The sequence below is a fragment of the Actinoplanes rectilineatus genome (assembly GCF_000962825.1).
Lineage (GTDB): Bacteria > Actinomycetota > Actinomycetes > Mycobacteriales > Micromonosporaceae > Actinoplanes > Actinoplanes rectilineatus.
Genome location: NZ_JZKF01000127.1, coordinates 1 through 20410 on the forward strand (window position 1 = coordinate 1; position 20410 = coordinate 20410).

24 protein-coding genes are annotated in these 20410 nt (G+C 70.4%); 11 read left to right on the top strand and 13 right to left on the bottom strand.

Annotation, left to right across the window (positions count from 1 at the left end):
* Positions 1-110: 110 nt before the first annotated feature.
* Positions 111-746, bottom strand: a complete 636-nt coding sequence (locus WH85_RS43340; protein WP_045748031.1) for a TetR/AcrR family transcriptional regulator — start codon at positions 744-746, stop codon at positions 111-113.
* 99 nt (positions 747-845) lie between these two features.
* Here WH85_RS43340 and WH85_RS43345 point away from each other — a divergent pair, with 99 nt between their 5' ends.
* Complete coding sequence (locus WH85_RS43345; RefSeq protein WP_045748032.1) at positions 846-1883, top strand: hypothetical protein; 1038 nt, start codon at positions 846-848, stop codon at positions 1881-1883.
* A gap of 28 nt (positions 1884-1911) precedes the next feature.
* Here the strand turns inward: WH85_RS43345 and WH85_RS43350 are convergent, their stop codons facing one another.
* The 3 genes from WH85_RS43350 to WH85_RS43360 form a co-directional block, all read right to left on the bottom strand.
* The gene (locus tag WH85_RS43350) at positions 1912-2970 is read right to left on the bottom strand and encodes a hypothetical protein (RefSeq protein ID WP_045748033.1); all 1059 of its coding nucleotides are present in this window, start codon (positions 2968-2970) and stop codon (positions 1912-1914) included.
* Positions 2971-3047: 77 nt separating this feature from the next.
* Positions 3048-3665: a maleylpyruvate isomerase family mycothiol-dependent enzyme gene (locus WH85_RS43355; protein ID WP_245674348.1), complete on the bottom strand. Its 618-nt coding sequence runs from the start codon at positions 3663-3665 to the stop codon at positions 3048-3050.
* A complete protein-coding gene (locus WH85_RS43360) occupies positions 3662-4114 on the bottom strand; it encodes a MarR family winged helix-turn-helix transcriptional regulator (RefSeq protein ID WP_045748034.1) in 453 nt (150 codons plus the stop codon). The genes WH85_RS43355 and WH85_RS43360 overlap by 4 nt, the downstream gene beginning before the upstream one ends.
* Positions 4115-4145: 31 nt before the next feature.
* Here WH85_RS43360 and WH85_RS43365 point away from each other — a divergent pair, with 31 nt between their 5' ends.
* Complete coding sequence (locus tag WH85_RS43365) at positions 4146-4523, top strand: GNAT family N-acetyltransferase (RefSeq protein WP_245674349.1); 378 nt, start codon at positions 4146-4148, stop codon at positions 4521-4523.
* Here the strand turns inward: WH85_RS43365 and WH85_RS43370 are convergent.
* Positions 4469-5059, bottom strand: coding sequence for a DUF3592 domain-containing protein (locus WH85_RS43370; RefSeq protein WP_045748036.1), 591 nt, complete (start codon positions 5057-5059; stop codon positions 4469-4471). The two genes, WH85_RS43365 and WH85_RS43370, sit on opposite strands and share 55 nt — an antisense overlap.
* 26 nt (positions 5060-5085) lie before the next feature.
* On the opposite strand from WH85_RS43370, the gene WH85_RS43375 reads away from it, so the two are divergent.
* Positions 5086-5520 carry a hypothetical protein gene (locus tag WH85_RS43375; protein ID WP_045748037.1) on the top strand — a complete coding sequence of 145 codons (435 nt, stop codon included), beginning with the start codon at positions 5086-5088 and terminating at the stop codon, positions 5518-5520.
* 28 nt (positions 5521-5548) lie between these two features.
* A complete protein-coding gene (locus WH85_RS43380) occupies positions 5549-5908 on the top strand; it encodes a cupin domain-containing protein (RefSeq protein WP_052721219.1) in 360 nt (119 codons plus the stop codon).
* A 599-nt stretch (positions 5909-6507) separates the two neighbouring features.
* Here the strand turns inward: WH85_RS43380 and WH85_RS49630 are convergent.
* The 3 genes from WH85_RS49630 to WH85_RS51270 all read right to left on the bottom strand — a co-directional run bounded on the left by WH85_RS49630 (position 6508) and on the right by WH85_RS51270 (position 8235).
* Positions 6508-6855, bottom strand: a complete 348-nt coding sequence (locus WH85_RS49630; protein ID WP_211275627.1) for a hypothetical protein — start codon at positions 6853-6855, stop codon at positions 6508-6510.
* A gap of 12 nt (positions 6856-6867) precedes the next feature.
* Positions 6868-7818: a DUF998 domain-containing protein gene (locus WH85_RS52585; protein ID WP_052721220.1), complete on the bottom strand. Its 951-nt coding sequence runs from the start codon at positions 7816-7818 to the stop codon at positions 6868-6870.
* 159 nt (positions 7819-7977) lie between these two features.
* The gene (locus tag WH85_RS51270) at positions 7978-8235 is read right to left on the bottom strand and encodes a VOC family protein (RefSeq protein ID WP_157411590.1); all 258 of its coding nucleotides are present in this window, start codon (positions 8233-8235) and stop codon (positions 7978-7980) included.
* Positions 8236-8520: 285 nt separating this feature from the next.
* On the opposite strand from WH85_RS51270, the gene WH85_RS43400 reads away from it, so the two are divergent.
* The gene (locus WH85_RS43400) at positions 8521-8952 is read left to right on the top strand and encodes a response regulator (RefSeq protein ID WP_045748040.1); all 432 of its coding nucleotides are present in this window, start codon (positions 8521-8523) and stop codon (positions 8950-8952) included.
* 288 nt (positions 8953-9240) lie between these two features.
* Here the strand turns inward: WH85_RS43400 and WH85_RS43405 are convergent, their stop codons facing one another.
* Positions 9241-10737 carry a tetratricopeptide repeat protein gene (locus tag WH85_RS43405; RefSeq protein WP_045748041.1) on the bottom strand — a complete coding sequence of 499 codons (1497 nt, stop codon included), beginning with the start codon at positions 10735-10737 and terminating at the stop codon, positions 9241-9243.
* Positions 10738-11370: 633 nt separating this feature from the next.
* On the opposite strand from WH85_RS43405, the gene WH85_RS43410 reads away from it, so the two are divergent.
* Together WH85_RS43410 and WH85_RS43415 are read left to right on the top strand one after the other, a co-directional pair.
* Positions 11371-12516, top strand: a complete 1146-nt coding sequence (locus WH85_RS43410) for a lycopene cyclase family protein (protein WP_045748042.1) — start codon at positions 11371-11373, stop codon at positions 12514-12516.
* A gap of 265 nt (positions 12517-12781) precedes the next feature.
* Positions 12782-13831: a lysylphosphatidylglycerol synthase transmembrane domain-containing protein gene (locus WH85_RS43415; RefSeq protein WP_045748043.1), complete on the top strand. Its 1050-nt coding sequence runs from the start codon at positions 12782-12784 to the stop codon at positions 13829-13831.
* A gap of 150 nt (positions 13832-13981) precedes the next feature.
* On the opposite strand, the gene WH85_RS43420 is transcribed toward WH85_RS43415, so the two are convergent.
* Positions 13982-14869, bottom strand: a complete 888-nt coding sequence (locus WH85_RS43420) for a hypothetical protein (protein ID WP_045748044.1) — start codon at positions 14867-14869, stop codon at positions 13982-13984.
* 14 nt (positions 14870-14883) lie between these two features.
* Complete coding sequence (locus WH85_RS43425) at positions 14884-15489, bottom strand: TetR/AcrR family transcriptional regulator (protein WP_211275628.1); 606 nt, start codon at positions 15487-15489, stop codon at positions 14884-14886.
* A 133-nt stretch (positions 15490-15622) separates the two neighbouring features.
* On the opposite strand from WH85_RS43425, the gene WH85_RS43430 reads away from it, so the two are divergent.
* Positions 15623-15988, top strand: coding sequence for a DUF488 domain-containing protein (locus WH85_RS43430; RefSeq protein ID WP_045748046.1), 366 nt, complete (start codon positions 15623-15625; stop codon positions 15986-15988).
* Positions 15989-15995: 7 nt separating this feature from the next.
* Here the strand turns inward: WH85_RS43430 and WH85_RS43435 are convergent, their stop codons facing one another.
* Together WH85_RS43435 and WH85_RS43440 are read right to left on the bottom strand one after the other, a co-directional pair.
* Entirely contained in the window at positions 15996-16877 is an 882-nt protein-coding gene (locus WH85_RS43435; protein ID WP_045748047.1) for an inorganic polyphosphate kinase, read from the bottom strand.
* On the bottom strand, positions 16874-17929 hold the full coding sequence (locus WH85_RS43440; RefSeq protein ID WP_045748048.1) for an SPFH domain-containing protein: 1056 nt from the start codon (positions 17927-17929) through the stop codon (positions 16874-16876). The genes WH85_RS43435 and WH85_RS43440 overlap by 4 nt, the downstream gene beginning before the upstream one ends.
* 69 nt (positions 17930-17998) lie before the next feature.
* On the opposite strand from WH85_RS43440, the gene WH85_RS43445 reads away from it, so the two are divergent.
* From WH85_RS43445 to WH85_RS43455, 3 genes are all read left to right on the top strand, one after another.
* On the top strand, positions 17999-18688 hold the full coding sequence (locus WH85_RS43445) for an NUDIX hydrolase (protein WP_045748049.1): 690 nt from the start codon (positions 17999-18001) through the stop codon (positions 18686-18688).
* Between the two features lie 250 nt (positions 18689-18938).
* A complete protein-coding gene (locus WH85_RS43450) occupies positions 18939-19337 on the top strand; it encodes an SRPBCC family protein (RefSeq protein ID WP_045748050.1) in 399 nt (132 codons plus the stop codon).
* Positions 19338-19502: 165 nt separating this feature from the next.
* Positions 19503-20408, top strand: coding sequence for a dioxygenase family protein (locus WH85_RS43455; RefSeq protein ID WP_063775612.1), 906 nt, complete (start codon positions 19503-19505; stop codon positions 20406-20408).
* Positions 20409-20410: the final 2 nt, after the last annotated feature.

The window sequence follows — 20410 nt, forward strand, 5'->3', positions numbered from 1 at the left end:
TGGACGGGGCGACCATCGGGGTCAGCCCGACGGCTCCGGCCGGGACTGGACGGGGCGACCATCGGGGTCAGCCCGACGGCTCCGGCCGGGACTGGACGGCGACCATCGGGTCAGCCCGACGGCTCCGGCCGGGGTGCGGCGGCGTTCAGGGCCGGCACCAGTGCCGTGACCGCTGCCCGGACGACCTCCGGAAGCGAGCCCGCCGGGATGACAAACCCGGGAAGAGCCGCCGGGACGGTAGCCGCGCGCAACCAGTGCTCGAGGGCCACCCGGATGGCGGCCACCACACCCGCGGCCAGAACGCGAGCGGTCAGCGCCTCCACCCCGCCACAACGGTCGACGATCGCCCCGGCCAGCGGTTCTTCCAATCCTGTGACGGTGTCCAGGTAGCTGGTCCGGAGCGCCGGCGTCGTGGCGACCATCAGCAGCGCCGCCCCGGACGCCTCCGGATCGCCCGAGTAGGCCGGGACGACGGCGTCGAGCACCGCCACGCCCAGCGGAACGTCGGCGGGACGGTGCAGGACCGCCGCCACCGTCCGGGTGACCCGGTCAGCGGTGATGGCGCTGACGATCGCCTGCTCCCGGCTGGAGAAGTAGTTGTTGTAGGTGCGGGGCGACACCCCGGCCGCCTGGGCGATCTCCTCGACGCGGACGTTGCCGGGACCGTGTTCGAGGGCCAGCCGTAGTGCCGCCGTCTGCAGGGCTTCGCGGGTGGCCTGCTTCTTGTGTTCCCGCAACCCTGCCATGGCTCCATCCTGCCAGAAAATGATGCGTGCGCGAAATATTGCGTGCACGCAACTTTTGTGTACGGTAGGCGCATCAACTCACGACAGAGGGAGAGTTCGATGCGTGCCAACGGCATCGCGTACAGCACCGGGTTCGTCAGTGACGGCGTCAACTCCGTGGCGCGGTTCGACCTGACGGCCGTGCGACGGGAGCTGACCGTCATCCGGGACGACCTGTACTGCACCGCCGTCCACCTCGTCGGCGGCGACGCCCGGCGACTCGAGGACGCCGGACGGATCGCCGCCGAGCTGGGACTGGAGGTGTGGCTCTCGCCGTACCCGATCGACCTGCCCCCGGACGAGATCCACGCCCTGTTCACCGACGTCGCCGACCGGGCCGAACGGATCCGGTCCACCGGCGCCGAGGTCGTCCTGGTGGCCGGCGTCGAGCTCAGCATCATGGGGCGCGGCTTCATCGACGGTCAGCGCATCGAGGACCGGCTCGACCGGCTCTTCGGCGATCCGGCGGCACGGGGCGCCCGGATCGCCGAGGCCCGGTCCCGCCTGGACGGGTTCCTGCGGACCGCCGTCGCCGCGATCCGGGAACGTTTCCACGGGCGGGTCACCTACGCGGCGATCCCGTACGAGGACGTCGACTGGGGACTGTTCGACGTCGTGACGCTGGAGCTGATCCGCTCGGCCGAGGTAGCCGACGGGTTCCCCGCCGCGGTCCGGTCCGTGACCAGCGGCGACAAACCGGTCGCGATCACCGGGTTCGGCACGGCCACCTGGCGCGGCGCCGCCGACGTGGCACCGCGCAGCATGGACGTCCTGGAGACCGACCCGGTCACCCGCGCGCCGGTCCGGATCAACGGCGTCCACGAGCGGGACGAGGCCGGGCAGGCGGCGTACTACGGGGAGCTGCTGGACATCTTCGACCGCGAGGGCGTGGACAGCGCCTTCCCCTACCTTTTCGCGCTCAGTGACTTCCCGCACCGGCCCGATGGTGATCCGCGCGACGATCTGGACCTCGCCAGTCCCGGGATCGTCAAGGTCTTCGACGATCTCACCTGGGAACCGAAGATCGCATTCGGCACCATTGCGGATTTCTACCGGACTCACACCACGGTGGATGCTGGGGACGCGTCCGCCAGGTGACGGGGTGGTGCGTTTGAGCGGGGCTTTGTCACGTACGCAGAGAAGACAGACGCCCCTTGAGGCGCGTGATCAGGTCTCGCCGCGGGTGCTGGGCGAGGGAGTCCGCGTAGCCGAGCATGCCGATGATGGTCTCGATCGCGGTGTCGAGGATCTGCCCGTCGGTGATCTCGTCCGGTGACATCGCGTCGCGCATGTCACCGGGGCGCAACTCGTTCAGGTCGCCGACGATGTGGCAGGGGTACTCCTGCAGCTCCTGGATGCGCTCCTCGGAGAGGTCGCGGACCCATTGCGCACGGTCGGCGCCGACGCCGAAGCGCAGGTCGTTGCGGCCCTGCTTGAGCACCGGGTTGACGAGGTGACGAAGGACCCCGCGGCGGTACGGGATCCGGTGCGGGTACCGATCGCCGAGGGCCATGTTGATCCGGCGCAGCAGTTCGATCTCGGCGGCGCCGAGCGACGGGTTCGCGGCCGGCTCGCCGATCTCGCAGACGCCGTCCGCGATGCCGGCGATCCCGGCGAAACGTTCCCAGATCAGCAGGGGCGACGATCCGGGCGGCGGGACGGTGATCAGGTGACGCTGGGCGGCCGGGACGAGGTCGCCCCAGCGGCGCAGCATCCGGTTCGCGGTGTGGTTCCAGAACGCGTCGTTGCGTCCTTTCTCGAGCCCGGTGAGGAAGGCGTCGAAGCTGCCCACGCTGCGGGACCGGATGTTCTCCTGCCAGACCGAGGGGAAGGTACGCCACAGGTCGCGCCCGACCACGATGATGTGCACCTCGGCCGGCTGGAGGCTGGCGACGGCCCGGTGCGCCTGCTCCGCGGTGGCCCCGCCGAGGCCCTCGTTGGTGATGACGACGTCACCGGGCCAGTCGCCGATGGTGTCGACGAGCATGTCCCACGTGTACGTCTCGCTCGCATCGCGCCACGCGGCCTGTCGCAGATCGGTCATGGCCTGGTCCTGAGCGGTCCGCGAGCCCGGCATCAGAATCCCGGCCCGCAGCAGTGCCTCCCGGTTGGCCCACAGGACGTTCTGGACGAACGTGCTTCCGGTTTTCGGCGCGCCGACGTGCACGAATACGCGTCTGGGCACGCGTTGCCTCCGTTGATCAAGGGGGTTTCCCAGGGTGGCACACCGATCCCGTGATCAGGGCATCCGCGGAGGAGACTTCACCGGCTGGTCGCCTGCCAGTCACCCGTGAGGTCGGCGAGCGCCGCCGCGCGCCCGGTGACCGCCATCCCGATGGCCTCGATGGGCCCGGTGACCAGGGCGCCCTCGCCCGCCTGCCAGTCCACGTCGGTCGCCACGAACCGCATGCCGGTGAGCCGCCCCGGCGCGACCAGGGCCGGCGCCGGATCGGGACCGGTCAGATAGTCGAGCAGGATCCGCCAGTGCGCGGCCGGCACGTCGGCGGGCAGGCCGAGCGGGCGGGCGATGTCGCGCAGATGCACGCAGGTCTCCGCGAACGGGCCCATCGGACCGACGCGCGGCGGGTCGGACCGGTCGGCGGCGTGCTCGCGCAGCAGTCCGATCAGCTCGGCCCGCGGCCGCCGGGCGAGCCGGCGGGTGTGGTGGTCGACGGTCCGGTCGGTGTCGCCCCGGTACCGCAGCGAGGTGAGCAGAAACCGACCAAAACCCAGCACCATCGGTTGTACGAAGTGAGCAGCCATGTGGTGCGTCGTCCATCCGGGGCAGAGCGTCTCCCGGTGCCAGGCGTCGTCGTCCAGGCTCTCCAGGAAGTCGGCGATCATCAGGCGGTTGGCGGTGGTCAGGTCATGGATGGTCACGGCTGCGCCTTTCTGCGGATGTCGCGGTTCAGGGCGTTCAGGACCTTGCGCGCGGTGATCAGCTCGTCGGCGGTGCAGTCCGGGGCGAGCCGGTCGAGGTCGCGCAGTTCGGCGGCGCGGATCCGCTCGAAGGTCGCCGTGCCGGCCGGGGTGAGCGCGATCAGCACCGAGCGCCGGTGCGCCGGGTTCTCCCGGGACTCGACGCAGCCGAGCGCGAGCAGGTCGTTGACGTGCCGCTGGATCCCCTGGCGGGCGAGGTCGAGGCGGTCCGCCAGGGCGGGCACCGGGGCCGGGCCGTCGTCGAACAGGATCTCGAGGACGGCCCGCATGCCGACCGTGATGCCGGCGGCGCGCAGCATGTGCTCGACGACACGGGCGGAGTTCAACACCAGTGGGCGGACGTTCCGCAGAATGTCGGAGACGACGGCACCACGATCATCAGGGGACATGACAACAATGATGTCATATCGAGAGTTCACCGTGAAGGATTACGACGCGGCCTGCGCGGTGTGGACGGCAGCCGGACGCGAGATCGTCCCCCTCGCGGAACTGACCTACCGGCCGTCGCTGGTCCTGGTCGCGGACGACGGCGACAGTCTGGCCGGGGTCGTGATGGGTACGTTCGACGGGCGGCGCGGCATGATCCTGCGGCTCGCCGTGCACCCGGCGCGACGCCGGCAGGGCATCGCGCGCGGGCTGGTCGGCGAACTCGAGACACGGTTCCGGGCGATCGGGTGCCCGCGGGTGAACCTGCTGGTCATGCCGGACAACGACGCCGGCCTGCGGTTCTGGCAGGAGCTCGGCTATCTGCCGGCACCGGACGTGCTGTGCACCAAGCCGCTGAGCCCTTCCCAGTAACCGCTCTCGTCCCCGAACCCGCTCTCGCCCCCGAACCCGCTCTCGTCGCCGAATCCGGTCAGGTCCAGCCCCGGGATGATGCTCGACCCGAGGAGCAGCGGACCGAAGAAGCACAGGACGAACGCCGCGAAACCCAGAAAGAGCAGCCCGAAGACGACAGTCGTGGCGACCCGGCCACCGGTCGGCGTCGCCCGCAGGGCCGCCTCGGGGCGGGCCGGATCGTAGACGATCTCGAACACGGTGCCGGCAACGTGCGACACGTTGCCCTCCATGTCATCGAGAACGGTGCGCACCTCCGCCCCCGACGGCGTCACGAACTGCACCACCGGCGCGAACGTCAGCCGCCCCTCCGACCACGAACGCTGCCGGTTGTCCACCACGACAGCCTTCGCCCGCTGACCACTCGCGGCCAACCGGCGGGCGCGGGACACCCGCAGCACCACCGCGGCGAGCATCGCCACCCCGACACCCGCGGGCACCAGCACCATGAATCCGATCGCCGCCATCGCGAACCATCGGCCCCCGTCTTCGAACATGGCCGCACTGTAGTTCGATGAGGCCAATGAGCAGCATCATCGAAATGGCGGGGTGGGCCCGCGAACGGGCCGGGCGGACCGTCGTCGCGGTGACCGCCTCCCACCACTGGTTCGAGGGTCGGCGCAACGACTCCGGCCCGGTGCACATCTGGCTGCACTTCGACGACGGCCGGGTGACCGCGCTGCACGGCATGGGTGATCACCTGTGGGCCTTTCCGGAGGACGTGGGCGTTCCGGTGGACCTGGGCGAACACGGCGAGATCCGGGTGGCAGCGGCGGAACCCCCGGATCCGCTGGCCCGGCTGGTCGGCGCCCGGTTGCGCGAGGTCCGGGCGGTTCCGGACCGGTTCGATCCGGACCGCTGCACGGGGATTCACCTGGCCTGGGCGGGTGGCACCCTCTACCTGGGCTCCGAGGCCGACGAGTGGATCATTCAACCCCTGTCACCGGTGTACGAGTGAAAGCCCCACCCACCTACCGTGAACCACCATGGAGATGATCGATTTCGGTAACGGTCACGTAGTCGCAGCCCACGAAAGCCACGGCGTGACGGCGCATCCGCTGGCCCGCTCCACGTCAGCATCGGTGACCGTGCTCCACGTGGAGGAAGGCGGCGAGATCGGACGGCACCCAGCACCGGTGGACCAGCTGATGGTGGTGACAGCAGGCCGCGGCAGAGTCCAGTCCGGCAGCGACGACGGCGACGGCGGCGTATGGCAGGAGGTCACCGCCGGTCAGGCCGTTCTGTGGCATGCGGGCGAGCACCACGTCACCCGCGCCGCCGAGCCGCTGACCGCAGTCGTCATCGAAGTCACCTCACCCCTGGCCGCCGCGCCCAGCCCTAGATGATTGATTCTTAGATCTTTACTGATCAATGGCCGTATGCGATGAGTGATCATGGGCCGGGCGCGCCGATGTCGGTGTCGTGCCAGATCACGGCCGCCAGGGCGAGAAGGCGCTGACCGCCCGCGGGCCAACAGGCGCTGACCGACGCGGGCAAACAGGCGCTGACCGACGCGGGCGAACTGCGCTGACTGACGCGGGCGAACTGCGCTGACCGATACGGGCGAACAGGCGCTGACCGATGCGGGCGAAGAGGCCGTCGTGGCGGCAGGCGCCGTGACGTTCCAGGAAAAGTTGCCTTTTCAACCATCTAGACCCGTTTCGTCATCAGGGTCCGCATGGTGACTTCAGCCGCCATCCCGCCCGTAATCACCACACCGCCACGGGCGTGGTGACTTCGGGCGTCCAGCACGCCCGTAATCACCACACCCTCAGGCGTGTGGTGACTTGGGGCGTCCAGCGCGCCCGTATTCACCACACCGTCAGGGGTGTGGTGACTTGGGGCGTCCAGCGCGCCCGTAATCACCACACCGTCAGGGGTGTGGTGACTTGGGGCGTCCAGCGCGCCCGTAATCACCACGCAGACCTTGACCGCGATTAGGTGTCTAGTGTCCTGCGCCGGAAACTCGGTCACAAAATCTGGCGATTGATTCGAGGAACTCCTCGGCGGTCTTGGTCCAGATGAACGGTCGCGGGTTGGCGTTCCAGTCGGTGACCCAGTCGCGGATGTCGGCTTCCAGGGCTTGCACGCTCTTGTGGACCCCGCGTCGGATCTTCTGGTCGATGAGGAAGCCGAACCAGCGTTCGACCTGGTTGATCCAGGACGAGCCGGTAGGGGTTCCGGCCGGCTGGCCAACTGGCCGACCGGCTGGCTGGCTCGCCGACCGACGACCGACCAACCGACCGGCTGACTGGCTGGCCGACCGACCGGCTGACTGGCTGGCCGGCACCACGGTCTCGCGTGGTCAGGCCTGGACCGACTCAGCGAGAGCCGACTCCTCCGGCACCGCCGAGCGGGTGGCCCGAACCGCCCACCAGGCCAACAAGAGAACGGTGGCCACCTCGACCAGACCCAGCAGCCGTTCAACGCCGCCCAGCGGAATGGCCCGCCACCACCGCACACCGGTCCACGGCTCGGCGACCACCGCCCATAGAATCGGAGCGAAGCAGAGCAGCGAAGCGACCCCGCCGAACGCGACCACCCGCGCCGGAAGCCCCACGTGCAGCCCCGAAAAAAGATCGGCCCGATCGGCGTCCACCTCTGAAGACCGACCGGCACTCAACGCGGCGACCTGGTCGGCATCCAGTTCCCCCTGACGGCCGGCCTCCGATCCCGCGGCACGATCCGACCGCGATCCGGCAGGACGATCCGACCGCAACTCAGCAGCACGATCCGACCGCAACCCCGCAGCACGATCCGACCGCAACCCCGCAGCACGATCCGACCACGACCCGGCAGCACGATCCGACCGCAACCCCGCAGGACGGTCGGCGTGCAGCCAGGGCCAAGCGGCCAGCAGCGCCCCGGCGGGCAGGCTGAGGAATGCGATCACGCTGGCCACCCGATGGATGTCGCCGCTGCTGGACGGTCCGGCCGCCCAGTTGTGCTTCTCGAACCAGACCACCCCGACCAGCCCAAGAATCCAGAGCACCAGCGCCACCACAGCCGGCCGGGTGATTACGCCCGCGCGAAGCAGAGCCACCAGCACAGCCGACGACCCGGCCGCCAGCAGCAGGGTAGCCGCGTCGAACGCCCACCCGTTGGAGAGCAACGCGTACTGGCTGATCGTCCGCCGGGCCCAGTCAAGCTCGGCGGACGGCTGCACCACGTGCAACATGGCGTACAGACCCAACGAGGCCACCACGCAGGCGACACCGATGCCGGCGAGGAGCGAGACGAGTCGGGAGTGGTTCATCGAAGCAACGGTGCCACCGATCGCTGTGAATCAAGCCCTCCCACGGTCGAAGGACAACCCTCGAAGCCCCGCGAACAACCCTCGAAGCCCCGCGAACGACGCTCAAGCCCCGACGGCCGACCGCAACGCAAGCCGATCAGCAGCACCCGGCCCCATCAATCAGACCGAGCCCGGACTCCCGTCGTCGGCGACCGGGCGGAGAGCCAGCCACGCCCCCGCATTCCGCAGCAGTCGTTTGCCGCCGGCCGCCGGGCTTCCCGCGGACCCCAGCAGCCGTCTGCTGCCGACCGCCGGACTCCCCGCGGACCGCAGCGGTCGCTCGCGGCTGGTCGCCGGGCGCACCGGTTTCCAGCCCAGGGCCTCGTAGTACCGCTGAGACGCGTCGACGTCGGCCACCCCGAGCGTCACGAGGCTCACGACCGCGGCGGACGTCGTGCACTCATCCCCGGCGGACGTCGTGAAGTCCTCCGCGGCAGACGTCGTGCACTCATCCCCGGCGGACGTCGTGAAGTCCTCCGCGGCAGACGTCGTGCACTCCTCCCCGACGGACGTCGTGAATCTCTCCGCGGCAGACGTCGTGCGCCGCTCCGCGGCGACCATCGTGAACTCCGCTCGCATGCTCTCCGCAACCAGGCCCGCGAGCGACGAAACTGACCTACGCTCCGAAATGACGACCGGTCCCGGGACGGCCAGGGGGCGACCATGTTTCACGATCGGCTGGGTGCCAACGGCGCGCATCTCTCCGGACGGCGCCCCGTGGTGCTGCTCGTCGAGAAGGACCCGGAGATGCGGCGTCTGACCGCGCAGGTGCTCGAGGCGCACGGCATCGACGTGCTGGCCGCGGACAATCCCGCGGCGGCCACGATGGCCGAGATGCTGCACCACGGGCCGATCGACGTGCTGCTCACCGACCTGGACATGCCCGGCGTGTCCGGCGGCGAACTCGCCTCGTCCTTCACCGCGCACCGCCCGGAGATGCGTGTCGCCTACATCTCCGAGATGCCGCGGGAGATCGCGCTGCGCCGGCACCACCTGGCGCCGGACTGCCCGTTCTTGGCCAAGCCGTGGACCCCGGCCCTGCTGATCAGCACGCTCCGCGGGGTCTTCCCCGCCGAGTCGCACATCCTCGCCTGACCGCAGCCGCATCGCCGACACCACACCGTTCATGCCGGGAATCCTGACACCCGGGTCTGACATTTTTCGGACGCGCGCCTTCCGAGAGGCACGTTTCCGGTACAAGACTTCAGCAAGCCATCTTCCCGGCATTTCCCACGAACGCCACCCGCAGGCGCAAGCCCTCCGAACATGCGGCTCCCCCACGCGAGCTGTTCCCGAGAGGGCTCCCACACGTGCGACCCGCGACGTGGCGCAGTCCAGCGTGACCCTCAGGCGCGTGCGGGTACCCCACAGCCGGGCCGCCTGTCACGCGTGCGCGGCCTGCCGGACGGTCGCCAGGTTGTCGCGCAGGTTCTCGTCGTCGGGCGCCAACTCCAGAGCGTCGGTCAGGCAGGCCACCGCGTCGTCGGTGCGCCCCACGTTGACCAGCGCCTCCGCGAGCACGCAGCTGAGATCGGCGTGGACCGGCCCGCCGTCGAGCAGGGCGATCACCTCGGTCCAGTCCTGGGATTCGGAGAGCGCGTACGCGTACGCATAGACACGCTCGGGATCGTCGGGCGCGATCCGCCACGCCTGCCGGTGCAGCGCGATGGCCGCGTCTCTCTCCCCCTGTTGCTCGGCGATCTGCGCGCGCAACGCGTGCGCCTCCGGGATGTACGGGTCGAGGTCGCGCGCCCGGTCCAGTTCGTCGACGGCTTGCGCCCATTCGCCGAGGACCATGTGGCTGAGCGCGAGTTCCATGTGATATTCGGGCATGTCCGGGTCGACGTCGAGCAGTTTGCGGTATTCCCGGGTCGCCGCGGCGTGCTCGCCGATGCGGCGTTTGATGTGCGCCCGGTGATACATCAGGGCCGCCCGGTGCAGGTGGTTCTTCTCCGTCGTGGGCGTCATCGCCTCCAGCGCCTCGTCGAGGAAGGCGAGTGCTTCGTCCACTTTCCCGGCGCGGACCTGCAGTACGGCGTACCCGTTGCGATTGAAGATCCGGTCGAGCGTGACGTCGTCGGTCCCCGCTCGGTCGAGGTCCGTCAGCGCCTGGTCGAGCAGCGCGGCGGCCCGGGTGTCGTCGTGGAGGTGTGGCGCGTGGTGCCGGGCGTAGAGCATGGCCTGACCGAAACGGGCCCGGGCGGCGTCGAGCGGGGTCCCGGTCCGCGCCCATGACTGGTAGTGACGTTCGGCGGTTTCCGGGTGGCCGAGCATGACGTGCCCGACGGCGAGGACCTGGTGCAGGGCGGGCCGGTCGTGGTCGTGGGCGAGCGGGCGCAGCAGTGCCGTCGCCGTCCAGGCGTCCCCGGCGTGCAGGTGCAGCTGGGCGCGTTCGATCAGCCAGTCGGCGTCCGCCGCGGCGACGTGTTCCTGGGCGTGCAGGGCCAGGGTGCGGCGCTCGTCGGCGTCGAGTGCCCGGCGCCGCCCCTCGGGCCGGCCGGGTTCGAGACTCACCGTGATGTGGTCGCACATGACGCCGAGCCGGTGCAGCAGACGCCGGGTGCCGGCGTCGAGCCGTTGCGCGCCGGTGACCCGGATCGTGGCCGGGCCGGTCAGCCGCCGCCCGATCAGGTCGGCGCATTCGGCGAACGACCGGTCGATCCGTTCGACGAGCTGGTAGCGGACCTGACTCTCCAGGCCGGTCGCGTCGGCGAGGCTGACCGCCGCCTGCCCGCTGCGCCCGAACCGGTGCTGCACGGTCGCGGCGACCCGGGCGGGTACCGCGTCGCCGTCGACGCCGAGCAGTTCGAGCAGGTGCCGGGCTGGTCCGAGGGCGATCGGGCCGGATTCGGCACGGAGGACGACCAGGTCGTCGGTCAAGGCCTACTCCTAGGTATACCGAGGGGAGCACGTCGGCACGTGCTCCCCTCGATGTGATCAATGGGCCTAAAGGGTTATGCCGCCGTACATCACGGCAAATCTGACCCTGATCTGCTTCGGCTTGCGCTTCTTCAGCTTCATGCCAAGGCCCCCCTGGAATACTCAATCCAGTAATCATCTGATTACTTGGGGTTATTAGCGTAGCATTCCCGCAGGTCAGAGACGGGCACCACCACAAGGTCACGCGTCCGCCCGGCGAAAACGCCGGCGAACACCTCCGCCCCGGGACAGCCGCATCAGATCATCGGCACCGGCGACCGGCCGCATCGCGATCATCAGCCGCCGCAGCACCGAACCAGGCGCTGGTCAGCCGGGAACTCACCAGCATCCGCGGTGACCGGTGCGACCCCTCGCCGGGCTGGACATGCCGGGTTCCGACAGTCGAGCCGACGCGTCAGGCCACGACATCCGGGAATGGAGCGCGCCCGTCCTGGCACGGGGGAACCGGGACGGGCGCGTCACGATCCATGATCGTTGATGATGGTCGAGTTGGCAAGTTTTCGCCGTAATCACAGTTTTTCTACCCTCGACACACGGGATGTCTGGTTGGGCGCCGTGGCTGATAATGGCGCGATGGACGTAGACCTCGCCCTCGTCGGCAACGGCGGGGCCGCCTCGCTGCTGCTCGACGCACTCGCCCGCCACGGGATACGTGACCTGCGGATCGCCACGATCGATCCGGGCGACGGCGACCGTCACCGCACGTGGGCGTTCTGGACCGGCGCGACCGATGACCTCGATCCGGTCCTGGAGGCGTCGTGGACCGCCGTCGACCTCTACGCCCCGCAACGTCGCACTCTCGAACTCGGGCCGACACGATATGCGATGGTGCGGTCGGCTCCGGTCTTCGCGCGGGCGGAGCAGGCCGCCGACCGGCTGGGCGTGAAACGGATCATCGCCCGAGCCGCGGAGGTGCTCGACGAGGGCACGGCGGTCACGGTCCGCGATCCTCACGGCGATGTCATCGTACGAGCAGAGTGGGTGCTCGATTCCCGCCCCGCAAAACCGGCGCGCCCCGGGCGAACGTCGTGGTTGCAGCATTTCCGGGGCTGGTGGGTGCGCTCGGCCGAGCCGGTGTTCGACCCCCGGTCGGCGGTGCTGATGGACTTCCGCACACCACAGCCTCCGCGAGGCGTGTCGTTCGGCTATGTCCTGCCGACCGGGGCGCACACGGCGCTGATCGAGTACACCGAGTTCTCGCCGCAACGGCTGGAAGACGCGGCGTACGTGGAGGCGCTGTCCGCGTACACCCGAGGTCTTGGTCTCGACCCTGACAAGCTGCTGGTCGAGCAGGTGGAGGACGGGGCGATCCCGATGACCGACGCCCCGTTCACCCTCCGGCCGTCGCCGCGGGTGGTACGCCTCGGCACCGCCGGCGGCGCAACCCGGCCCTCCACCGGTTACACCTTCTCGGCGATGCGCCGGCAGGCCGACCAGATCGCGGCCGCTCTGGCCCGCGGTGGCGACCCGGTGCCGAACCCCGCCTATCCCCGGCGTCATCTGTGGATGGACGCGGTAGCCCTACGCGCCTGGGACCGCGGCTTGGTGCCCGCACCAGCCTTCTTCGAGCGCCTGTTCATGCGCAACTCCCCCTCTCGCGTGCTGCGTTTCCTCGACGGCCGGACCTCCCCCACGGAAGAGGTCGCCCTGATGGCGTCGACGCCGCTGCTACCCATGACCCGAGCCGCAGCAGGCGACCTGCTCGCCCGATTCCGATAGGCGCCGTGCCCGCCCGAACCGGTCGACGGCCCACTCACCCGAAACCGCTGTCGTCGACGGCGGCCGACGGCCCGGGCACAAGGCCGGGTATCACGCCGCGGCTTCCACTGACGATGTCGGCACGACGACATCGCGCGCCCACGACGACGTCCCCGATAGCGGTCGACTCGGCCCGGCAGGGCGGTGAAGGGGTCTGCGGCTCAGTAACGGGGCTGGACTGCCGAATGGCGGGTATGGCACCCGATGAGCAACGCTGAGGCCACTGATGACGACGCCGCCCGCGCTGTCGCGGGAGCATCCGCTACCCGCTCAGGACGGTGCGCCCTGGTGGCGGCGGGGGTCGACACTCGCGTGCCTCGTGGCGGTCATCCTCGGCGTCGAACTGTTCCTCGGATGGCCCGCGTTGACACAGGCGCTGCACTATCTGCGTACCCCTGACAAGGGCTGGGTGGCAGCGGCGGTGGCTGCGGAGATCGCCTCGATGGGCACCTACGCCCGCATGCAACGTGCTCTCCTGCACGGCGCCGGGACGAAGGTGAGCATCCGGCGGCACGCCGCCATGGCCTACGCCTCGCATTCGCTGAGCGTGACGCTTCCCGGCGGGCCGGTCTTCTCCACGACGTTCAACTTTCGGCAGATGCGCCGGTACGGGGCCTCGCCCGCCGAGGCCTCGTGGTGCATCGCGCTCAGCAGCGTCCTGTCCACCGGCGCGCTGATCCTGGTCGGCGCCGCCGGCGGGCTGCTCGCGCGGAACACCACCGACTGGCAGACGCTGGTCGGGTACGGGCTGATCGCGATCGCCATCACCGCGGCGGTCCGTGTCCTGGCCAAGCATCCGCAGTGGCTGGAAGGGCCGGTGCGGCGGCTGCTCGGGTCCGTCAACAAGGTCCGGCACCGGCCACCCGAGCACGGCGCCGACCGACTGTTCGGTTTTGTCGGACAGTTGCGGGCGGTGCGTATCCATCCGGTCCGGTTCGCGGTCGCGTCGCTGCTCGCCATGGCGAACTGGCTGCTCGACGCGCTGTGCCTGTGGATGTGCTGCGTGGCGGTCGGCGCCGACCGGATCAGTCCGATTCCGTTGCTCATCGCGTACTGTGCGGGGATGGCCGCGGCGAGCGTCCCGATCGTGCCGGGCGGGCTCGGCGTGATCGACGCCGCGCTGGTGCTGGGCCTGGTCGCAGCCGGGTTGGACAGTGCTTCGGCGGTCGCGGCGGTCGTGCTCTACCGCATCATCAGTTTCGGATTCATCATCGGCCTCGGCTGGCTGGTCTGGCTGATTCTGCGACGGCGTGCCCGAACCTCGGCGGCCACCTGACCCACACCCGCATGGAGGAACGCCAAGCCCGCCGACGCTCGACGGTCGCGGCGCTGACCCTCCGAGGGGAGACGCACGAGCGGCGACCAGCCGACTCGGACGGCCCGGCACGCGGTCGGCAAACCCCCGAGAAGACCCGCCGGGAGCTGCTCAGCCGTTGCGGTGGTGCTTCTTCACGAAGGTGTATCCCGGTGCCAGGGCTCCCGAACCTATCTGCTCGTTCTCCACGGCCCGCTGGTGCAGTTCGAGCTGTTTCGTCGACGGCTCGGCCCCGGGCGGCAGTTTCCGGATGAACCCGGCGACCCAGTGGTCACGCCGGTCATAACCCTCCCCGGTGCCCTCGCCGTGTTCGCCGGGGGCGTCCACCGGTTCGATCAGCGGCGCGTAGAACAGCATGTCGACCACGTCGGCCCCCTCGGCCGCCGGGTACACCGGTTTGCCCTCGTCGTCGAGGCTGCCAGGCACCCGGGTCACGTAGCCTTCCCGGATCAGCTGGTCGACCGCGTTCTTCAGCAGGAACGCGCCTTTGGCCCCGCGCCCGAGACCGCTGCGCTTCGGCAGGTCCACCTCGGGGAACACCGCACTGCCGTCGTCGTAGACCCGCCCGAGCTGCCGGATCGTCCGCAGCACCTGCCCGCGGTTGGAGATGCCGGGGTCGAAGTCGCGGGTGATCACCGCCGGGTCGAACTCGTGGAAATACGCGACCCCGTCGATGCGCAGCGGCTCGTCGAGGGGGATCGTCCGCAGCACGATCTCCTCCCGGCCGGGGTGCCAGGACACCGCGACGAGCGTGCCGGTCCGCACGTCGGACGGCCACGTGAGGCCGGCGAGCCGCCAGCCACCGTCCGGGTCGGCGGAGCGTACCCGCGCGCCGTCGAACGTCTGCTTGGTCGCGGTGACGCCCTCGGTCCGGTGGTCGAGCACGACCACGATCTGTTCCCGGTCGCCGACCGCGTCGGCGATGTCGGCCGGAATGCCGCACACGGCGTCCTCAAGGTCGGCGCGCCAGAGGGTCACGCGCCGGGTGAGCGCCTTCATGCCCCACCTCCAGATCATCGCTCGGCCTGCCGACGATACCCGGCAAGACGCTGGTGAATACCGGTGCGGGCGCGGTCGTAGGCACTCGGATCGCCGCGCAGCAGTGACATCGCGTTGGCCGCCTCCATGAGCGCGTACAGCTCGAAGGCGAGTTGCGGGGCGTGGTCCGGGCCGACCCCGTCGAGGGTGGCGGCGCTGCGTTCCAGCACGGTCAGCCAGTCCCCCATCGCGGCGGCCAGCTCGTTGCGGACCTTGCCGGGGCGGGCGTCGAACTCCGCGCCGGCCTGGGCGAAGAAGCATCCTCCGGCGAAGACCCGGTCCTTCGAGTACGCCAGCCAGCGCTCACACAGAGCCTCGAGGCGTCCGACACCGGCCGGAGCAGCCAGGGCGGGCACCAGCACCCGGGCCGCGAAGACGTCCCGTGCCGCTCGGATGACCTCGACCTGCAGATCGTCCTTCGACCCGAAGTGGGCGAACAGGCCGCTCTTGCTGATTCCCAGGCCGGTGGCGAGCCGGCCGATGGAGAGTGACTCCAGTCCCTCGCAGGAGGCCAGGTCCACGGCGTGGGCCAGGATCGCCTCGCGGGTGCGGTCGCCCCTGGCACGGCGTCCATCGATCACGGGTGACATTTTGGCACGACCGTTCGTAAAGATCTGAGGAGGATCCGCCCGACACGTGACGGCGTTGCCGCCCACCGGGGACCGCCCTCCCACTCGCCGAGCCGATCTTGGCGGATCGCCGTAGCATGCGGACATGGCGTTCCAGGTGAAACGAATCCACGACGAAGCAGGCGAATCCGACGGGTTCCGGGTCCTGGTCGACCGGCGGTGGCCCGAGGACATCACCGAGGAGCAGGCCGCGCTGGACCTGTGGGCCGAGGACGCCGCCCCGAGCAGCGGACTGTGGGCCTGGTCCCAGGAGAACCCGGACGAGTTCACCGAGTTCAGCCGGCGGTACCGCGCCGAACTCGACGCCAACCCCGTAGCGGTCGCGGCCCTGCGCAAGCGGGAGTCCGACCACGCCACGGTGACCCTGCTGCACAGCGGTCCCGACACGGCGAACAACCACGCGCGCCTGCTCGCCGATTACCTGGCCTCGCACCCGACCTTCCTTTCGTAGACCCGCTTCACAGCAGCCGCAGACGACGGTCGGCGACGCCCACCCGGATCCGCTGACCCCAGGTGAGCGGCAACGCGTCCGCCTCGAGACCGTCGGCGAACGCCACCAGCCGTTCCGACTCGCTGCTCAACTCCAGCTCCTGCCCGGCCCGCATCACCCCGGCGACCTGACCGACTCCGGTCGCCGGGGACGGCCAGGCCTCCCGCACATACCAGCAGACCGCCGGATCGGCGGGCCCCGGCATCGGCGGGGCGACCGCGCGGTCCCGGGCGATCGAGGCACACCACCCGGTGGCGCCCGTGCCGGTGCCGACGATCAGCCCCGACGACGACTGCCGCTCGCGGACGCCCTCCGGGTTGGTCAGCACATAGCGGGCGGACTGGTGACCGGCATGACCGACATAGATCTCGTTGAGCCCGAACAGTTCCTGCCCGTCGTCGAGCCGGGCGACCACCATCGTCCGTTCCTGTCCACCGTCGCGCCGCCGCAGCAGCCCCGCCACCGCACCGGCCTCGTGCCGGACCAGCACGCCGGCGTTACGTCCCGGCTCCGGGTCGACACCGATCACCGGCTGCCCGTGCAGGTATTTCGCCACGTTGGCCACCAGGCCGTCCTGCCCGACGGCGACCACCACGTCCTCCGGGGCGAACAGGAACCGTGGCAGGTCGGCCCGCTCGACGTGACCACGCCGCCAGTCGCCCGGAACCGCCGCGCCGACCGCCGTCAACGCCGCGGTCAGCGCCTCGTGGCGGGCGGTCACCTCGTCCAGGTCACGGCCACGCTCGCGCAGGAAGAAGGACGCGGCGCCGCGGGTGCCGTGCCGGGCGAGCAGCTCGTCGAGCTCGCTGCGCCGCGACACGACCACCACGCGCGGAGTGAGGGTGCTCACCCGAGTCGCCCGACCAGCTTGCTGATCATGTCGGGGGTGACCGTCAGCTCGTTGATCGCGGGCAGCTGACCGGCCAGTTCCTTGAGGGCCAGCGCCTGCAGAACGGCCGGTGGGAGGTCACGGTAGGCCGCCAGCCGAGCGGCCTCCGCCTCCGCCTCGGCGAGACCGACGAGACGGGCGCCGGCGGCACGGGCCTCATCGCGGACCCGATCGGCGTCAGCCTCGGCAGCCGCAGCGCGCCGCACCCGCTCGGCCTCGGCGGCGCTCGCGACCTCCTGCCGATCGGCGTCGGCCCGCGCGGCCACCAGCTGCGACTCGGCATCCAGCTCGGCCTCGCGACGGGTGTTGGCGCCGCGCTGCTCGACCAGCTGCTGCTCGCGGCGGGCCAGCTCGATCTTGCTCTGCAACTCGTTCTCCGCGATGGCCTGCTCCTGCTGCACGGCGTGTGCCCGGCGCGCGTAGGTGGCCCGGTCGGCGTCCTGCTGCACCGCCTCGCGGGTGGGCGTCTGCAGCGCACGCTCGAGATCGGGCTCCGGCCGGATCGCGACGACACGGGCGCTGACCACGGACACGCCGGTCTCGGTGAGCCGCGGGTCGGAGGCGAGCGCGTCGGCGACCGACTGCCGGATCGGGGCGATGCCGGTGGTCAGCGCCTCGGCCAGCGGAAGGCGCGCCAGCAGGTCGAGCGCGGGCTGCTGGGCCAGCTCGGCGAGCAGCCCGGCCACCTGGTCGAGTGGCTGACCGCGCCAGACGCCCTTGTAGGGGTCGATGGAGAAGTCCAGCCGGGAGGCCGCCGCGGCCGGGTCGCTCACCCGGTAGGTCACCGTGGCCTGCACGGTCACGTCGGCGAAGTCCTCGGTGCGGGCGTGGAAGAGCAGTGGCAGCTCACGGTCGTCGACCGGGACCTCGGACAGCACCGCGGTCAACGGCCGGTACCAGAAGGAGAGGCCGGTGCCGGCGCGTTTCGCCTGGCCGCCGACGGTGTGGCTGACCCAGCTGGTCGGCGCCGCCCGCAAGTGGCGAAGGTGCAGCCGTCGTGTCACGTCAGCCATGTCGTGCCGTCCTCTCACCGTTCAATTTCGTCATGGCGACGATAAAGCGTGGGCGCTATTATCGTCAACATGACGAACAGCGTGGTGCTGCTCACCGTCGACCTGGTGCTGCTCACCATCCGGGCCGGTGACCTGCAGGTGCTGCTCATCCGCCGCGGCATCCCGCCCTTCGAGGGTTTCTGGGCGCTGCCCGGCGGATTCGTCCTGCCCGACGAGGATCTCGACGACGCCGCGGCCCGCGAGCTCACCGAGGAGACCGGGCTCGACCCACAGGCCGGCCACCTGGAGCAGCTGGGCACCTACGGCTCCCCGTTCCGAGATCCACGGGGCCGGGTGGTGACCGTCGCCTATCTGGCCCTGCTCCCCGACCTGCCGACCCCGGTCGCCGGTGGCGACGCGGCCGGAGCCGCCTGGCGCCCCTACTCCGAGTTGCTCGACGGCGGCCTGGCCTTCGATCACGACGACATCCTCGACGACGGGGTGGAGAGGGCACGCTCCAAGCTGGAATACACGCCGCTGGCCGCCGCCTTCTGCCCACCCGTGTTCACCGTGGCCGATCTGCGCGGCGTCTACGAGTCGGTGTGGGACGTCCAGATCGACCCCCGCAACTTCCACCGCAAGGTCACCGGCGCCGACGGCTTCGTCGAACCCACCGGCCAGACCGCCAGCCGCGACCGCGGCCGACCAGCCCAGCTCTTCCGGCGAGGCCCGGCGAGGTTGCTGCACCCACCCCTGCTGCGGCCGCAGGACCAGGGCTGACCGTCACTCTCCTTCGGGGGTACGCGCCACACCTCCCACAACCGCAGACCACCCGCCCCGTGACTCCCTCCGCGATCCGGTCGCGGTGCAGAGCCGCAGCGCGGGCGCCGGGGCATGCGCGCTGATCACCTACCTGAGCGAACCCTGGTCCACGGCGTCGCAGTCGCCACGGAGGGTGACAGGGAACGGGCGGCGCGGCTGATCGGGCCGGCGTCCGGCGGGATCGGCGTACCGCTGCGATGATGGGCCGATGTCGACAGAATCCCGGCACCTGAGTGTGTTCATCGACCGATCAGTCGCGGACGTCTACGCGTTCGTCTCCGATCCCACCAACCTGCCGAGCTGGGCGCCCGGCCTCGGCGGGACGGTCACCCAGGAGGACGGCGCCTGGTTCGTCGACACTCCGGTGGGCCGCGCCCGGATCACGTTCGCGCCGCGTAACGACTTCGGCGTCCTCGACCACGAGGTGGTGACACCGTCCGGCGAGACCGTCTACATGCCGGTCCGGGTCATCACCCACGGCGACGGCAGCGAGGTGATTTTCACCGTACGCCGCCAGCCTGGCATGACCGATGAGGATTACCAGCGGGACCTCGACGCGGTCTCCACCGATCTCGGCCTCCTGCGGAAGATTCTGGCGGCCGGCTGAGCCCGTACCCGTGAAGGATCGCGGGTGCGGGCTCAGCGCGCGGGTTTCCGGAGAGCGGGTTTCCGGAGAGAGGGTGCCCACAGGCCCCGGACAGGTTTCATCGAGGCATTTCCAAGTATCGATATCTAGCGTCGGCGGGTCCCATCCCACGAGGAGGATCCATCCATGCATGATGACGACGAACCCGTCGGTCGTGTCCTGAGCCGGCGACAGGCACTCGCCGTGCTCGGACTGGCCGGTGCCGGGGCGAGCGCCGCGGTCGCCCTGGCCGGGAACGGCACCGCAGCACAAGCCGGCACGGCGACCGCCACCGTGGTCGACTGTGTCGTCAAACCCGAGATGACCGAGGGTCCCTACTACGTCGACGAGGGCCTGGAACGCTCGGACATCCGGATCGACACGGCCGACGGCACGGTCTCCGACGGCACGGTCTTCAGCCTCGACATCGACGTCCTGCAGATCGCCGACGGTCTGTGCTCGGCACTGCCGGGCGCCATCGTCGACATCTGGCACTGTGACGCCTACGGGGTCTACTCCGACGTCGCGGCCAACGACTCGGTCGGCCACGACTTCCTGCGCGGCTACCAGGTCAGCGACGCGCGGGGGCGGGTGCGGTTCACCACCCTGCTGCCCGGCTGGTACATGGGCCGGACCGTGCACTTCCACATCAAGATCCGGACGACCGGGACGGACGGGAACCCGTACGAGTTCACGTCGCAACTCTTCTTCACCGACGAGTTCAACGCGGCCTACCTGGCGACCGACCCGTACGCGGCGAAGGGCACCCCGGACACGACCAACGCCACGGACGGCATCTACCAGGAGGCCGGGGCGCAGATGGTGCTCGCGCCGCGGCGGCAGCGGGCCGGCTGGACCGCCTGCTTCACGATCGGCATGGACCTGTCGGACACGTCGGTCGGCGACGACGACAGCGGTGGCGGCCCGGGCGGCCCCGGCGGTCCGGGAGGCCCGAGCGGCCCCCCGCCGTCCGGCCCGCCGCCGTCCGGTTCCCCGTCCCCGACCCCGTCCGAGTCGGTGACGCCCACGCCGTCCGAGTCGGCGTCGGCCTGACA

Bases quoted from the DNA above. Each gene is read 5' to 3' on its own strand.
- WH85_RS43340 (WP_045748031.1), bottom strand. From the start codon at position 746: ATGGCAGGGTTGCGGGAACACAAGAAGCAGGCCACCCGCGAAGCCCTG.
- WH85_RS43345 (WP_045748032.1), top strand. From the start codon at position 846: ATGCGTGCCAACGGCATCGCGTACAGCACCGGGTTCGTCAGTGACGGC.
- WH85_RS43360 (WP_045748034.1), bottom strand. From the start codon at position 4,114: ATGTCCCCTGATGATCGTGGTGCCGTCGTCTCCGACATTCTGCGGAAC.
- WH85_RS43370 (WP_045748036.1), bottom strand. From the start codon at position 5,059: ATGTTCGAAGACGGGGGCCGATGGTTCGCGATGGCGGCGATCGGATTC.
- WH85_RS43375 (WP_045748037.1), top strand. From the start codon at position 5,086: ATGAGCAGCATCATCGAAATGGCGGGGTGGGCCCGCGAACGGGCCGGG.
- WH85_RS43380 (WP_052721219.1), top strand. From the start codon at position 5,549: ATGGAGATGATCGATTTCGGTAACGGTCACGTAGTCGCAGCCCACGAA.
- WH85_RS52585 (WP_052721220.1), bottom strand. From the start codon at position 7,818: ATGAACCACTCCCGACTCGTCTCGCTCCTCGCCGGCATCGGTGTCGCC.
- WH85_RS43400 (WP_045748040.1), top strand. From the start codon at position 8,521: ATGTTTCACGATCGGCTGGGTGCCAACGGCGCGCATCTCTCCGGACGG.
- WH85_RS43410 (WP_045748042.1), top strand. From the start codon at position 11,371: ATGGACGTAGACCTCGCCCTCGTCGGCAACGGCGGGGCCGCCTCGCTG.
- WH85_RS43415 (WP_045748043.1), top strand. From the start codon at position 12,782: ATGACGACGCCGCCCGCGCTGTCGCGGGAGCATCCGCTACCCGCTCAG.
- WH85_RS43420 (WP_045748044.1), bottom strand. From the start codon at position 14,869: ATGAAGGCGCTCACCCGGCGCGTGACCCTCTGGCGCGCCGACCTTGAG.
- WH85_RS43430 (WP_045748046.1), top strand. From the start codon at position 15,623: ATGGCGTTCCAGGTGAAACGAATCCACGACGAAGCAGGCGAATCCGAC.
- WH85_RS43440 (WP_045748048.1), bottom strand. From the start codon at position 17,929: ATGGCTGACGTGACACGACGGCTGCACCTTCGCCACTTGCGGGCGGCG.
- WH85_RS43445 (WP_045748049.1), top strand. From the start codon at position 17,999: ATGACGAACAGCGTGGTGCTGCTCACCGTCGACCTGGTGCTGCTCACC.
- WH85_RS43450 (WP_045748050.1), top strand. From the start codon at position 18,939: ATGTCGACAGAATCCCGGCACCTGAGTGTGTTCATCGACCGATCAGTC.
- WH85_RS43455 (WP_063775612.1), top strand. From the start codon at position 19,503: ATGCATGATGACGACGAACCCGTCGGTCGTGTCCTGAGCCGGCGACAG.